The sequence below is a fragment of the Spirosoma daeguense genome (genome assembly GCF_054776875.1).
Genome location: NZ_BAAHBF010000009.1, coordinates 327,853 through 342,625 on the forward strand (window position 1 = coordinate 327,853; position 14,773 = coordinate 342,625).

Genomic DNA, 14,773 nt, shown 5'->3' on the forward strand with positions numbered 1-14,773 from the left:
GCTAGGTAGATTGATGCTTGAGAAGTTGGCTAAGTGCGGGCCAGATTGTTGTTAAATGGACTGTTACGCGCTGTTGATTTGCCTCAAACGCAATGGATTTTGACCCCGACAGATGACCTAATGCTTCGGCCAGTCGGGTTGGAGCCGGCAGGAGTAGTGTGTCTGAATGATACGTTGGTTCGGATGGCAGATAAGGCGATAAATCGTGAAGAGAAAAGGTATGCAACTGAAGGGGAAGCCACTGATCGGCGAAAAATTGACGCACAAATTCATTGGCGGGTCTAAGTAGCAGTTCTTGTGGTGTACCTATTTGCTGCATTTGCCCCCCGTCCATTAACCCCACTCGGTCACCCAGTTCGAACGCTTCCTGAACATCGTGAGTTACCATCACAATTGTTTTCTGCCGTAGCTCATCCAACTGCCTGAACTCCCGACGAATATGACTCCGGGTCACCGGATCAAGTGCGCCCAACGGTTCATCCATCAGCAGAATAGTCGGTTGAGCTGCCAACGCACGAGCCAGACCAACGCGCTGGCGTTGCCCGCCACTCAACTGACCCGGATACGCATTCAGGCAGGATTCGGGCAACCGTAGCCGCTCAATCAATTCACGAACACGCGCCCGTATCCGTGGCTCATCCCATTTGAGTAACCGGGGAATCAGGCCAATGTTCTCGGCAATTGTGTAGTGTGGAAACAAACCCGTTTCCTGAATAACGTATCCAATCTCCCGACGTAATTCGTGTAGACTCCGTTGGCTGGCATCAATCCCGTTGATTGTAATCGTTCCGCTCGTCGGCTCAATCAGCCGATTTATCATTTTCAACGTAGTGGTTTTTCCTGATCCACTGGTGCCGAGCAAGATTAGGGTTTCTCCCGCCTGGACGTCGAATGATACGTTATCAACAGCCTTATGATCAGCGTATTGTTTGGTCAGATTACGAACGGTGATCATACGAACTGCTTATAAAAAAGAATATGCTTTAGTCAGCAACGGACCGAATTACCCGACAGGGATTGCCAGCCGCAAATACATTCGACGGTATGTCTCTTGTTACTATACTACCTGCGCCAATTGTCGTGTTATCACCAATAGTCACGCCCGGACAAACCACTACGTTTCCGGCCAGCCAGACGTTATCCCCAATTGTAATCGGTTTGGCAATGTCAGACCCTTTACTAATCCGATGACTGGCCGATAAGGGATGACTGGCTGCGTATAAACTGACATTTGGTCCAATAAGAGCGTTGTTACCAATTCTTACTGGAGCATAATCTAATATTGTGCAATTAAAGTTAATGAATACATTATCGGCAAGGTATATATAAGTCCCGTAATCACAATAAAAGGGCGGCTGTATATCAAGATCTTTGCCAAAAGACCCCAGAAGTGTCGTTAAGATCTCGTTTCTGGTTTCCTTTTCGGCGTTTAACGTCTGATTGTATCGGGTAAATAATTCTCTGGCTCTCGATCGCATGGCCAGCAGATCGGGGTGATAGGACCAATACCATTCGCCTGCCAGCATTTTTTCCAGCTCGCTCATTATTAACTGTCAGAAAGGGTAATTTATCGATTTAAGAATTCTTGATTTATACTACGTATGTCCGCAAAATGAGCCATACAACGGTTATTTACCTAATGACCGGTAGTCTTCGAAAGCAGATTCATAACCAACACGCCTGCAATAATCAGCGCCATACCGATAATAGCGGGCAAATCTGGAACCTGCTTAAATACGACCACGCCAACCAAAGCCACGAGAACAATACCGACTCCAGACCAGGCTGCATAAACGATTCCGATAGGCATGGAGCGTAGCGTAAGGCTCAGAAAGTAAAAAGCTACGCCATAACCGATCAGGGTAATCAGGCCAGGAATAAATTTAGTAAACTGGTTGGACGCGTTCAGCGCACTGGTAGCAACAACTTCAGCAATTATCGCTATCAGTAAATATAAATACTTCATTTTTCTGAAATATAACCATATAGAAGCTCAGATAAAGTATTTATCTCAGATTTGTAAGTGAAGGTTTAGTAGTGTTACCGATACTGAAAATATCTAACATTTTTCGCTTAAGATTTTATATGCACTTTAAGCTAACGTAGTGGCAACTCAAACCCGTAAAAACGTCTTTTTCTTGTACATGAAATAGAGAAATACCCATTTGACGGCGATGAGTGCGAAAGCCATACCGACTTCAAGAACTGCTTCTGACGAGGAGAGTTTGAGAATGCCTTCGAAGAAAAAACGGGCTGCATAGCCGAAATCAATGAATTCACCCGCCAGATAAATCAGGATGGAGTTCATACCAATAACGGTGAAGAAAAAAGTCCAGCCTTTTACGTCTTTTACGTCGATAATCCAGTAAAAAATCGCCAGTAACATCAGACTAAGGCCGCCCGTAACCATTACAAATGAACTGGTCCAGAGGTTTTTGTTAATCGGAAATACAAAATCCCAAAGCCAGCTTATCACAACAAAAGCAGCTCCAACGGCTAGTAAGTACAAGGCTTTCTGATTTCCGCTACGTCCGTGTGTGCGCAAAAATGAACCGGCAAAAATGCCCAGCAGCGCATTACAAATAGCCGGAATGGTAGAGAATAAGCCTTCAGGATCATGAATCTTTTTATACAACCGACCGGGAACGATTAACGTATCGATGTAGCTGGCTGGGTTGCAATCCATTGTCAATAAACCAGCTCCACAACCCGGCACCGGAACCAACATCATAATTGCCCAGTAGCCAAGTAACAATCCTACAAACCAGATGTATTGCGTGCGTGGCTTGAAGTAGAGGTAAATCAACTGGGCGAACATACCCCCCAATCCAATCCGGCCCAGTACGCTTGGGAATCGGGTATCCTGCAACGCTTTCACAAACAGGCCGTTGTTATAAATTACACCCAACAGCACCAGAATCAATCCACGGGTTATAATCTTCCGGGCAATCTCTGACTTATCGGCTCCTTTATCAATACGACTACCGATAGAAAACGGTGTCGATACCCCCGCCATGAATAGAAACAACGGAAAAATCAGGTCGTAGGCACGAAAACCATTCCAGTCGGGGTGAGTGAACTGATCGGCCATGACCAGTGCCCAAGCCCAACCCGTTGTCTTGGCCAATACGTGAAAAATATCTTCTCCACCCATAATCCAGAACATGTCGAAACCACGTAACGTATCGAGTGAGAGCAGGCGTTTTACGGGGGCAGGTTGGGCAATGTTCGGTTCAACCGACGACGTAGCGGTAGTAGTTGTTTGCATAGAGATTGGTGTCTGATGTATGATGTATGATGTATTGTCTATGAAGTAATACCCTCATAGACAATACATCATACATCATACATCCTATATCCTACTTCATTTTATTCCCTTCCGGGCTTTATATTCCTGAAAGCGGTTTCTGTACTGTTCTGTCTGTTCGGGGGTAAAACGTTTCTGATACTCAGCGGGCAACTCCAGTCGTTCGGGAGCCAGCGCGGGTGCCTGATCGACTAGTGTATTCTGTCCCTTGCCGTTTTTAATCAGCTCAAACGTATCGTATTTTTCACCCGTTACGGTATACGACTGATATGACAATTTATCGCCGTCGATCGAGATAATCTGATAAAGCTGGGTGTTCGATGCCGCCCGGTCCATCCAGTTTTGCAAGCCAATATCGTACATTTTCGGCCCACTTACCGACACTACGTAGATTGGGCCGTCAGGATGTTTACGACTCTTTCCCAAGGGCATATTCAATCCGCGTCCATAGGTATGATCGTGTCCCTGCAACACCAGATCGACTTTATATTTTTTGTAGATCGGCTCCATTTTCTCGCGCCATTCGTCGTTGTCGCGCCCTTGTTTCGTTGAATAAATTGGGTGATGGTGCGTCACAACCGTCCAGCGGTTCGGATTGTCACGTAGCGTCTGCTCCAGCCAGGCCGCCTGTCTGTTCATAACTGCCGAGTCGAGGATTGCGCCTTGTGAATCCAGCGAGATAAACCGTGTTCCCTGATAATCAAAAACGTAGGCGGTTTCTTCCAGACCTTTCGGCCCATTTTCGGGCAACACAAACGAAGGGCGCCAATGCCGCGACACCCGCGCTTTTCCCGTTTCGTCTTTAAAGTATTCGTGATTGCCCGGTGTTGCCAATACAGGCACCATGCCGTTAATCCAGCCGCCCGCTTCAAACCATTCGCCCCATTGCCAGTCGGCGTTCGACGTAGTGATCAAATCGCCCGCGTGTATCATCAGGCTTACGGACGGCAATGTTGAGTAAGCACCACGAATAGCCCGCGACCAGAGCGAACGTATGTCATTCTGCGCATCGCCAAAATACAGGAATGAAAACGGTGCGGCTCCGTTTTGCGCGGTTTTAAACTGAAACCATTCTGTCCAGTACGTACCATCGCCCACCCGATACGTATATTTCGTAGCGGGTTTCAGATTTTTGAAATGTACAGTATGATAAAGCACTGATTTTCCGTCTACTACAACCCGTTGAGTGGTAGCGGGAGTAACTGTAGCCTTACCAACAAAATCGGGTGAAGGGTCGGCTTCGGCAATGGCCCCTACAGCGTTCGTAACGGTCGAGTCTGTACGCCAGTTAACAGATTGCGACGTAGCAGGTGCTTCTTGCCAGCCTATCGTTAACCGATCAGGATAAACAGATGGAACGTACTCTTTGTGCGTTTGGGCACGCACCTGCATCATCGTTAATCCAAAAAATAACGTAACGAAAAAACGTTTCATAAAGAGGGTATTAACTTATTTGGTTGTATTCGGTACTAAAGTTCGGTACAGATTCGCTACGTTGTCGGTCTGAATCACATCGACACCCAGCCGGGCTGCTTCGACGTAGTGTTTGGGCGTGTCAATCTCATCCAATAAATCCACAAAAACCCGCACGCCCTGTTGATGAATCTGCGAAACCAACACATCGGTGAGCAAACCTAAACTCACATCAAAAGCATACGGATGAAACGTAGCAACTTTATCAGCCAGTGAGTCTGATTGTCGGAGCGAAGGCATCAATTTAGCCGTTGGGGCTACGTCTCGAAGCGTCAGTAAATAAGCATCAGAACCGTAAAAAACGGCATCGTTCAACAAGTTATACTGAGTTAGTACGGCAATCATCGGTTCAGGAGCAACAGCTTTACAATCGACGTAGAGATTGGTTTTTGATGAATGGTGCGCGTTCCAGTCGGCAATTAGCTGACAAAATTCGGCTAAAGTAGGAATTTGTTCGGCTCGGAACGTAGCGTCAAAACCTTTAGCTGCCGATAATTTCCTGAGTTCTGCCAGCGTCAGATCCTTCAAAGGGCCAGTGCCGTTGGTAGTCCGGTTCAACGTAGCATCGTGGAGAATTACAAGCTGATCATCTTTCGTTGTTCGAACGTCGATTTCTATGTAATTAACCCCCATTTGTAACGCTTTTCGATACGTTGTTAACGTATTTTCAGGTGCTACGTTGGTGTTTCCCCGATGTGCCGAAACGCCTGGCTTCGTCTGAATAGCAAGCTGTGCGTAGCTTTTACTGAATAATGTAAAATGGATAATGAACAACAAAAACAGTCTCACAATAAGCCACTTACAAAAAAATCTCCTCGTACCGCACTGCTCATTTTTCATTACTTATGTTTCGCGTTTTTGAGATTGGGTTTTGCGCGCCAATCGGCTTCGGGGCCAAAGCGGGTATGAATCATCGCGCTGGCTTTTTCATTTGCTGGGTAGTGGTAGATAAGCCGGTTGGTGAATACGAAAAATATACTCGAAATAACCACAGTACCTACCGCTCGCAGACAAACTTGTCGATAAATCGGAGCGAAGGATAGGGGAGCTTTTATCGAAACGGATTCACGTTCGTGCGGAATCACCAGTACCAGTAACGTCGATACGATGGCGCTGACCGTAACTCCCCATTCGGTTAGCAGTCGGCCGGGTTGCCAGGAAACCAGCGAACGATCAAAGTTGCCGATTACCATAAGCCAGAGAAGCACCAGATAAAGCAATTGTCCGCGCCCTAGCCATGTGGTCGGAATCAAGGCCAGTGGCTCCTTAAAATGCCGACGTATCAGCACGATAACCAATACCAGCACCAGCAACCACGTTAGGGTAAACCAGCCCGTTGGCGTCAGTTGCAGGAAATCCATTCCCGGCAATTTTCCCAGATACGGAGCAGTCCACAGTGCAGGTGTATCTTCTGATCCACCCGTTTTTATGCCCGTCCAGACTTCAGGATTCAGGTTTTTACTCCAGTCGTCCAGATTCTTCACCAGATTGACGTAAGGAATAGCCAGCCACACAAAAACAGTAGCAACACCTAGCGTCCATCGACCCGTTTTTTCGCTTGATTCGCGCGGTTCATCGTGAATCGGAATACGGGTAGCCAGATAACCAAGTGCTACAATCAGGGCGAGGCCGTTCACGAACCCGTAGGTTTGTTCCAGAAAACTATGCCAGTTCTGATGCTGCCACTCGGCCCAGTTCGTAGTAATGGTTTTGAATTCGGTACTATCGGACGAAAGACCGTTCCCGATTAATCGACGGGGATTTCCGGGCGCCATCATCAGTTGTTTTATCCACTGAATTCCCGAAAAACCCAGTCCGCCGATGATGCCACAAATGACCGAAGCTACTGCCACCGGAAGCAATGTGTTACGTCGGAACCAGAGAATAGCCCCGATGAAAACACCTGTAATACCGGCCCAATCGTCGCTACGTGGTGGTGTCATACGGAGGCCGCCGTACTCGGCAAAGAAAATGCTGCCCAGCACAGGGATTGCCAGAAAGAAAAGAAACCAGCCTGCCGCCATGTAGACAATCAGCGAAGCTCCATCCCGAAACTTTCCAAAGCAAACGAAGTAGGCTGTAACACCCACGAGTAAGCCAATTACCAAACCAATGTGTTGCGGATAATCGCCGAACCACTGCGGCCAGTTATTCAGAAAATTATGAGATTCGAATGCCGGAAGCCCGGTTTCGGGGTTTATGTAAGTAGGGTCGCCAAGTGGGTAGGTCAGCCACGTAGCGAGTTTTGTATCAAGTCCTGCTACGTTCAAAAGCGCTTGGATTCCCCAGCCTGCCAATGCTCCAGCAACAGCAAAAACGGGGAGCAGCAATCCGTTTTTTTCAGCCCGATTATACAAATCGTATATCGCCATTGCCAGCAATGCCCATAAGGCCGCCATGTAATCGGCGTCGAGCCAGTAAAGCGGATTTTTGTGCCGCGACCACGTAGCGTCGAATCCAATACCCGATTGTAGCCATTCGGCGATTGAGTCCTCAACTAAATCCTGAATGAACCATACGACAAACAAAACCAGAATTGGCTTGAATAACTTGACCAGTTGATTTCGCTCAGCCACTGCCGCCAACGCCGTTCCGGCTCCGCCCAGAGCCGCCCACAAAAAACCGATGTAAAACAATCCTACGTAACCATACCATTGTGTAAGTCCTTGCCCGCTTTGCGTATAGGCAATCACCTGCATGTACGAAATCGAGCCGCCAAAACCCCAGCCAATAGCTCCGAAAAAGGCAAAATACAGCACTCGTTCCCGCCAGTCGCTACGTCCCGAAACCAGCGCCACCACAATAGCAGCCAGACAACCGGCAAATGCAGCACCATATTCATGGCCATAATTTCCGCGAATGCCCCAACCCACAGATAGCGCGAGACCACTGAGCAGCATGGCGGGTTTGCGCCAGACAGAAGTTTGTATGGAGGTTACAGCTACCATGACTTAGATAATTAGCGACGTATCAGATTCGGAACTGTACGTATCACCAATGGCGTCTTTTATCACCGTCAGGTCGTGGCGCAGACGCTGGCTAAACAAAGCAATGTCGAAACTATGCACCACGATATTCGCGCCCTCCTGAATCCATTTCACCTGCCGTTCGGGTTCGAGCGAAAAGTGAATACCGATAGCTAATCCTTTCTGGCGCGTTTTGTGGATAATGCTACGTACAGCTTCCTCAAAATCAGGATGATCGTACTGCTCAGGCAGACCTAAACTGACCGACAGATCATGTGGACCAATAAATACCGCATCAAGTCCGGGAACCGATAATAAAGCATCGAGCTGTTCCAGAGCCGGTACGCTTTCAATGTTGGCAATGCAAATGTGATCAGCGTTGTAGGCTTTGATATACGCTTCCATTTCGGCCGACATGGTTTCGGTACCGTTCAGGTAATTGGCCAGTTTTTCGCCTTTCAGCGGGCGGTATTTTGTGGCTCCAACCAGCGTCTGTACTTGCTCGGCTGATTCAAGGTAAGGTGCTACAACGCCCAGAGCACCACCGTCTATAACCTGACAGGCCAGATACGGATCGGGGCTCGGAATACGGACAATGGGCGTGATATGATAGGCCCGAAACTGCTGGCAAAGACGCGCCAGTTCAGTTCGGCTGAGCGGAATATGCTCGGTATCCAGAAAAACGAAATCAAGACCAATTTGCTTAACGGCTTTGGGCCACATAGGTCCGGTTGATGTTATGCAGGTTCCGTAAACGGTTTGGTCATTTTTAAGCTTTTGGAGCAGACTAAGATTCGTAGAATTGCTCATCAGAAAGGCAAGGGATTAGGCAGGATATTGACCCCACCTATAGTACTTTCTGGTGTTGCATTCAGGCTACTCCCACTCCAAAAATTAATCCGAACTGAGTAGCCTGAAACGCTACGTAGCAAGTAGTATTATTCCAGACCAGAATAGGTTTATAAACAGATTACTGAATTTGTCCCAGATAGCATCTTGCCGCTTCGGCGATCCGATGTTGTCTGGGACAAACGTATCTAATCACTACCACTACGTATCATTTTCAATGAAACCGATTGTTCAAATTTCGCTTGACTTAACCAACATTGACGAGGCTCTGGAAACAGCTGCGCTGGCCATGCGGGCGGGCGTCGACTGGCTCGAAGCCGGAACACCACTCATTCTGGCGGAGGGACTTCATGGTGTCAGAAAGCTCCGCGAAGCATTTCCGGGCGTGCCCATCGTGGCCGATTTAAAAACGATGGACGGCGGCTATCTGGAGGCCGAAATGATGGCTAAAGCTGGCGCTACACACGTAGTGGTGATGGCCCGCGCCCACGCCGAAACAATCAAATGCGTCGTGAAAGCGGGGCAGGATTTCGGCGTAAAAGTGATGGGTGATAACATGGTTTGCCCCGATATGGTGGCCGGTGCTAAATGGCTGGAAGACTTGGGTTGCGACTACGTAATCCATCATATCGGCTACGACGAACGTAGAGGTATTGCCGCACAGGGCCATCGGATGCCCAACCCACTCGATCAGCTTCGCGACGTAGTACAGGCTGTTCGTGTCCCTGTTCAGGCCGTAGGCGGACTGAGTCTGGAACAGGCTATCCGCTGCCCCGAATATGGTGCTCCGCTGGTAGTATTGGGTGCTCCGCTCACCATCGACGCCGACGCGTTTAAAACTGCCGATGGCAATCTGGAAGCATCATTACGTCTGATTTGCGAAAAAATCCATGCTTACGGCAACATAGCCGTTGGCCAATAAAAACTAAAAAATGGAACGCAGATTTTTATGATCGCTATGCTTAGTTAAGATTTTATAAATCATAGCGATCATAAAAATCCGTGTTCCATAATTCTATATCCTAATTCCCTGCTCTTTTATGAAATCTGCTGCGGTTGTTAACTACGCTCCCGAAAAAGGCTCTGTTGAAATTCGGGAAATTGAGCGGCCCAAAATTGGTGACGACGACGTATTACTGGAAGTAGCCAATGTGGGTGTTTGTGGCAGCGATCTCCACCAATGGACTGCCGATCATAGTTGGCCCGTAAACTACCCCGTTGTGTTGGGGCATGAGTTCGGCGGCCACATTATTGAGTTAGGTAGCCGCGTATCGGGCTGGCGCGAAGGCGACCGGGTGGTGAGTGAAACGGCTGCCGTTATCGACCCGCAAAACCCCATGACGCGCCGGGGACTTTACAACCTCGACCCTACCCGCAAAGGCTTTGGCTATGGCGTCAACGGAGCCATGACCCGCTACGTCCGCGTACCGGCCCGCTGTCTGCACCACGTACCCGACCAACTAGCGTTTGAGCAAGCCTGCCTAACCGAGCCCTGCTGCGTAGCGTTTAATGCGGTTGTTGAAAATTCGCGGCTGAAACCGGGCGACCGAGTCATTGTGTTGGGGCCGGGAACCATTGGCATTTTATGTGCCGCAGTAGCCAAACTGTGCGGTGCCGACGTAGCGATTGTTGGATTGGAAGCTGACCGCCATCGGTTGTCCATTGCCGAGCAATACGGTTGTACGGCCATTGTTGGCGACGCTACAGAATGGGCTAAAAAAGTCGACGGATTGGGTGCCGATTGTGTGATTGATGCCGCAGGAACTAGTGCTACGCTCAAAATTGCCATGCAACTGGTACGTCCCAACGGCCATATTACAAAAGTGGGCTGGGGGCCTCAACCGCTCAATTTCTCCCTCGATCCATTGGTTCAGAAAAACGTTACGTTACAGGGCAGTTTCAGCCATAACTGGCCTATCTGGGAGCGAGTTATCTCGTTGCTCGTCAGTGGACAACTTGATGTAAAACCCATCATCGGCGGAGTTTGGGAGATTTCGGACTGGCACGAGGCTTTCGAAAAAATGCACCGGGGCGACGTAGTGAAAAGCGTTCTCAAACCTGTTTAAATTATGCGCCTTCAGGATAAAGTGGTGATCGTGACCGGAAGTTGTACGGGTATCGGGAAAGCCATTGCCAAACGATGTGTTGCCGAAGGAGCCAACGTAGTGATTCACGGACTTGAGCGCGATCTGGGCGAAGCACTCGTTGCTGATTTAGGTACCGACCGGGCGGTGTTGCACATCGAAGAAATCACCAACGAACAGGCTCCTCAGCATCTGGTCGATCTGGCGATTGCTACGTTCGGCAAACTGGACGCCATTGTCAACAACGCGGCATTGGTGGCTTCATCAACGATTCAGACAACTGATTTGGCTTTATTTCGAAAGGTGCTGGATGTGAATACATTAGCACCGTTTGCGTTACTAAAAGCCGCTTTACCACATTTACAAAAACAACGGGGTTGCGCGCTCAATATTGGTTCGGTCAATGCCTGGTCGGGCGAATACGGCCTGATGGCCTACAGCGTATCGAAAGGCGCTTTGGTGACGATGACCCGCAATCTGGGCGATACGTTGCACCGGGAAATCGGCGTCCGTGTGAATCAGATCAATCCCGGCTGGGTGCTTACCGAACGTGAACTCGAACGGAAACGAGAGCAGGGTTTTGCCGACGATTGGTACGCTACGTTATCGCCTTCGCTATCGCCTGCCGGACGGATGCTGTTACCCGACGAAATTGCAGCCGCAGCCATTTACTGGCTCGCCGACGAAAGCGGCCCAATCAGCGGACAAATAGTTGACTTAGAGCAATTTCCCGTAATCGGAAGATTTTTACCAAAACTTTAACAAAGAGTGAATGAGTGAAAGAGCGTTTCTCGCCTTTTCGTTTTGTTTCGCTCTTTCACTCATTCACTCTTTCGCTCTTTAAACATGCCCCAACTAGCCGCCTTTCCGAAGGCATTTATGCAGCAGTTATGTAAAGACGGAACCATGCGCGTTTCGGAATGGATAGACCTCGCCAGCCAACTCGATATCGATGGACTAGAATGGTACGCGGGTTTTCTGGAAATGGCCGACGAAGCCAACTGGCCGCTATTTCGGCAGGAAGTCGAAGCGCGCGGTAAGGTGATTCCGATGATGTGCTGCTCCCCTGATTTTACGCATCCCGACCCCGATTTTCGGGCAAACGAAATTGCCAAACAAAAACGCTGGATCGACATGACTTACACGCTTGGCGGGTCGTATTGTCGCGTATTGTCGGGGCAACGTCGGCCCGAACTTTCGATTGACGAGGGCGTAGCGTTGGCCGCCGAATGCATTGAAGCCTGTTTGCCGTATGCGCAGGAACGTAACATTACGCTCATTATCGAAAATCATTACAAAGATGACTTCTGGACGTATCCTGAATTTGCCCAGAAAATGGACGTTTTCTGTCAGTTAGTCGACCGTATCGACCATCCCAATTTTGGCGTCAACTACGACCCCAGCAATACGTATCTGGCGGGCGAAGATCCACTTGATCTGCTTTATCGTGTATCGCACCGGGTAGTCACGATGCACGCCAGCGACCGCTATCTGCTCGAAGGCACTATAGAAGATTTGCGCCGGGAAGAAGGTGGAGCGGCTGGGTACGCGAAACGGCTTAGTCACGGCGAAATCGGCAAAGGGCTTAACGATTACGACGCTATTTTCACCGAACTCAAACGGGTTGGCTTCGATGGTTGGATCAGCATTGAAGATGGCGTCGATGGCATGGATCAACTGGAACGTAGCGTAGCATTTCTCCGCAAAAAAATGGCCGAATACTGGCCGTCGTAACGTAGCAAAAATCGCTTTAAAACCTTTCTCAAACCCTTTACTTCGTAACTAAACTATGGAAGAAACGAATGCAAACGCAAACAGTCGTCGCGACTTTCTGAAAACCTCATCACTGGCCGCTACGTCCTTTTTTATCGTTCCCCGACACGTATTGGGTAAAGGTTTTGTGCCACCAAGCGATAAACTCAATATTGCGGGTATTGGCGCAGGCGGCAAAGGTAAAAGCGATCTGGCGTCGTTTTCGGCCAGTCCGAACGTCAATATTGTGGCACTGTGCGACGTTGATGATCGGCAGGCTGTTGATTCGCGTAACCGATTCCCGAAGGCAACGTATTACAAGGATTTCCGGGAAATGCTTTCTAAGGAAAACAAAAATATCGACGCCTGTTCGATCTCAACGCCCGACAACACGCACGCCGTTGCTACGTTGGCAGCCATGCAGTTGGGCAAACACGTATACACCCAAAAGCCCCTCACGCACGACATTTACGAAGCTCGAATTTTGGGTCAGGCGGCAAAAAAATACAAAGTCATTACGCAGATGGGCAATCAGGGCGGCTCCGGCAACGGAGTTCGGCGCATGAAGGAAATCTACGATTCGGGCATTATTGGCGAAGTGCATAAAGTGCTTACCTGGACCAATCGCCCAGTGTGGCCACAAGCCGTTCCGACCGACAAAACGTTTGACATTCCGAAAGAACTTGATTTCGATTTATGGCTCGGCCCGGCCAAAAAAGTGCCGTATAACGAAGCGTATCTGCCCTGGAACTGGCGCGGCTGGTGGCCTTACGGAACGGGTGCGCTAGGCGATATGGCTTGCCACATTATGGACCCTGTTTTCCGTATTTTGCCAATTGATTACCCCAATTCGGTAGAATGTAGCCTGGCCGGAACCTGGGCCTTTACGCTACGTCCGCAAGACGACAATCCTGACTGGACGCCCTTTTCGAGTAATATCCACCTCAATTATCCGCGCAAAGACGGCAAAGGCAATATAAAAGTAAGCTGGTACGATGGCGGTATTTTGCCCGAACTTCCCGAAGAACTGCTTCCCGGCGAAAGCTTCGGCAATTCCGACGGTGGCGTGTTGTTTATTGGCTCGAAAGGGAAACTTATGGCCGACTGCTACGGCGCAAATCCGCGTCTGCTTCCCCTAAAAGCAAATGACACTCTGAACGTTGCCCAAACCATACCGCGCGTGCCCGACGAAAACCATTATCTCCAGTGGGTAAATGCCTGCATTGCGGGCTATGGCAAAGGCGAAACCAGCTCACCATTCGAGTATGCGGCTCCTTTTACCGAAAGTATTCTGATCGGCAATCTGGCGCTACGTAGCTGGATGCTCCGCGACAATCCATCGGCTAAACGTAGCGTCGACAAATACAACGGTCGAAAAAAGCTGTATTACGACGCGCCAAACATGAAAATCACGAACTACGACCTGGCCAATCAGTTTGTGAAACGCGACTACCGCGCTGGCTGGAATCTGACATTATAGAAAAGTTGTTTATTCTCCGCAACGCTTATTATCGGAGCAGTTGACCACCCCTAGCCAGAACGCTGGCCCGCCCCCCCAAAAAACAGGGGGAGAATCTATATAAGGTTACTTCTTCCTTGATTCGATACTTGACGTAACGATAAGCGGTGGTCTTTAAGAAAGCCCCCTCCTGTTGTTTTAGGAGGGGGTTGGGGGTGGTAAAGTATTTTCCATCAACTTTCCAGTGCCAATTTAATATGCGCCAGATGGTGCTGCACGTGCCAGGCCGACATTGCCAATGCCTGCGCCTGCGAATATGATCGCTCACGAACAGGATGGTAATACGTAATCGTTAACTGCAATTCGTTCAGTGAATTAGCCAGCCAAACGTAGCGTTTTGTTGCTCCCTCAAGCATGACTAATGAATCTCCGATGGGTGCTTCCGTTGAATCGGACGTAGCGGCCCAACCGTTCATGTTTATCAACGTAACGTTTTCGTAGTCAGGCTCGGTCAGTGCTTTTTTCATGCGCATAAAGTGCAGAATCTGAATATCCGCTACGTGGTGAATGAGCTGCTGAACGGTCCAGCTCCCTTCCCGATACGTTTTAGCTAAATCGTCCGCCGACAGGTTTTCAACTAACTGTCGATACGTTGCGGGACTGTTTTCAATGATGGTAATGAGCTGAGCCAGTTCGTCTGCCGAATACGTATCCTGCGCTACAAACGGCCCGATGGGGTATTTACGGTCTTCCATGTTCTATACAATCTGTGGTGGTATAGCTGCAAGTTCAGAACTTTCTTGTACCTACAGAATAGTGAAGTGGTATATTTTTTACCGTAAAATCGTAATCGCTATAGATATTGATTGCTTAGGTTGTCTCA

14 protein-coding genes are annotated in these 14,773 nt (G+C 49.0%); 5 read left to right on the plus strand and 9 right to left on the minus strand.

Translation table 11 applies throughout. The annotated features are described in order from the left end of the window. Position 1: 1 nt before the first annotated feature. The 8 genes from ACYVD4_RS27310 to ACYVD4_RS27345 all read right to left on the minus strand — a co-directional run bounded on the left by ACYVD4_RS27310 (position 2) and on the right by ACYVD4_RS27345 (position 8,556). A complete protein-coding gene (locus ACYVD4_RS27310; protein WP_460951076.1) occupies positions 2 to 955 on the minus strand; it encodes an ABC transporter ATP-binding protein in 954 nt (317 codons plus the stop codon). Positions 956 to 983: 28 nt separating this feature from the next. Then, positions 984 to 1,544: a sugar O-acetyltransferase gene (locus ACYVD4_RS27315; protein WP_460951077.1), complete on the minus strand. Its 561-nt coding sequence runs from the start codon at positions 1,542 to 1,544 to the stop codon at positions 984 to 986. 92 nt (positions 1,545 to 1,636) lie between these two features. Beyond that, positions 1,637 to 1,966: a DMT family transporter gene (locus ACYVD4_RS27320; RefSeq protein ID WP_460951079.1), complete on the minus strand. Its 330-nt coding sequence runs from the start codon at positions 1,964 to 1,966 to the stop codon at positions 1,637 to 1,639. 147 nt (positions 1,967 to 2,113) lie between these two features. Next, the gene (locus ACYVD4_RS27325) at positions 2,114 to 3,268 is read right to left on the minus strand and encodes an acyltransferase family protein (protein ID WP_460951080.1); all 1,155 of its coding nucleotides are present in this window, start codon (positions 3,266 to 3,268) and stop codon (positions 2,114 to 2,116) included. Between the two features lie 96 nt (positions 3,269 to 3,364). Continuing rightward, positions 3,365 to 4,741, minus strand: coding sequence for a purple acid phosphatase family protein (locus ACYVD4_RS27330; RefSeq protein ID WP_460951082.1), 1,377 nt, complete (start codon positions 4,739 to 4,741; stop codon positions 3,365 to 3,367). 15 nt (positions 4,742 to 4,756) lie between these two features. Beyond that, the gene (locus tag ACYVD4_RS27335) at positions 4,757 to 5,569 is read right to left on the minus strand and encodes a glycerophosphodiester phosphodiesterase (protein ID WP_460951083.1); all 813 of its coding nucleotides are present in this window, start codon (positions 5,567 to 5,569) and stop codon (positions 4,757 to 4,759) included. A gap of 50 nt (positions 5,570 to 5,619) precedes the next feature. Further along, on the minus strand, positions 5,620 to 7,728 hold the full coding sequence (locus ACYVD4_RS27340) for a hypothetical protein (protein ID WP_460951085.1): 2,109 nt from the start codon (positions 7,726 to 7,728) through the stop codon (positions 5,620 to 5,622). A gap of 3 nt (positions 7,729 to 7,731) precedes the next feature. Further along, a complete protein-coding gene (locus ACYVD4_RS27345; RefSeq protein ID WP_460951086.1) occupies positions 7,732 to 8,556 on the minus strand; it encodes an HpcH/HpaI aldolase family protein in 825 nt (274 codons plus the stop codon). A 256-nt stretch (positions 8,557 to 8,812) separates the two neighbouring features. Between ACYVD4_RS27345 and ACYVD4_RS27350 the strand changes: the two genes are divergently transcribed. The 5 genes from ACYVD4_RS27350 (at position 8,813) to ACYVD4_RS27370 (ending at position 13,911) form a co-directional block, all read left to right on the plus strand. After that, on the plus strand, positions 8,813 to 9,517 hold the full coding sequence (locus ACYVD4_RS27350) for an orotidine 5'-phosphate decarboxylase / HUMPS family protein (protein WP_460951088.1): 705 nt from the start codon (positions 8,813 to 8,815) through the stop codon (positions 9,515 to 9,517). Positions 9,518 to 9,635: 118 nt separating this feature from the next. Continuing rightward, the gene (locus ACYVD4_RS27355) at positions 9,636 to 10,661 is read left to right on the plus strand and encodes a zinc-binding dehydrogenase (protein WP_460951090.1); all 1,026 of its coding nucleotides are present in this window, start codon (positions 9,636 to 9,638) and stop codon (positions 10,659 to 10,661) included. Between the two features lie 3 nt (positions 10,662 to 10,664). Then, on the plus strand, positions 10,665 to 11,441 hold the full coding sequence (locus tag ACYVD4_RS27360; RefSeq protein ID WP_460951091.1) for an SDR family NAD(P)-dependent oxidoreductase: 777 nt from the start codon (positions 10,665 to 10,667) through the stop codon (positions 11,439 to 11,441). A gap of 84 nt (positions 11,442 to 11,525) precedes the next feature. Beyond that, entirely contained in the window at positions 11,526 to 12,413 is an 888-nt protein-coding gene (locus ACYVD4_RS27365) for a sugar phosphate isomerase/epimerase family protein (RefSeq protein WP_460951092.1), read from the plus strand. A 55-nt stretch (positions 12,414 to 12,468) separates the two neighbouring features. Next, positions 12,469 to 13,911 (plus strand): Gfo/Idh/MocA family protein, encoded by a 1,443-nt coding sequence (locus ACYVD4_RS27370; RefSeq protein WP_460951093.1) that lies wholly within the window; start codon positions 12,469 to 12,471, stop codon positions 13,909 to 13,911. A gap of 212 nt (positions 13,912 to 14,123) precedes the next feature. On the opposite strand, the gene ACYVD4_RS27375 is transcribed toward ACYVD4_RS27370, so the two are convergent. Next, positions 14,124 to 14,645: a YfiT family bacillithiol transferase gene (locus tag ACYVD4_RS27375; RefSeq protein ID WP_460951095.1), complete on the minus strand. Its 522-nt coding sequence runs from the start codon at positions 14,643 to 14,645 to the stop codon at positions 14,124 to 14,126. Positions 14,646 to 14,773: the final 128 nt, after the last annotated feature.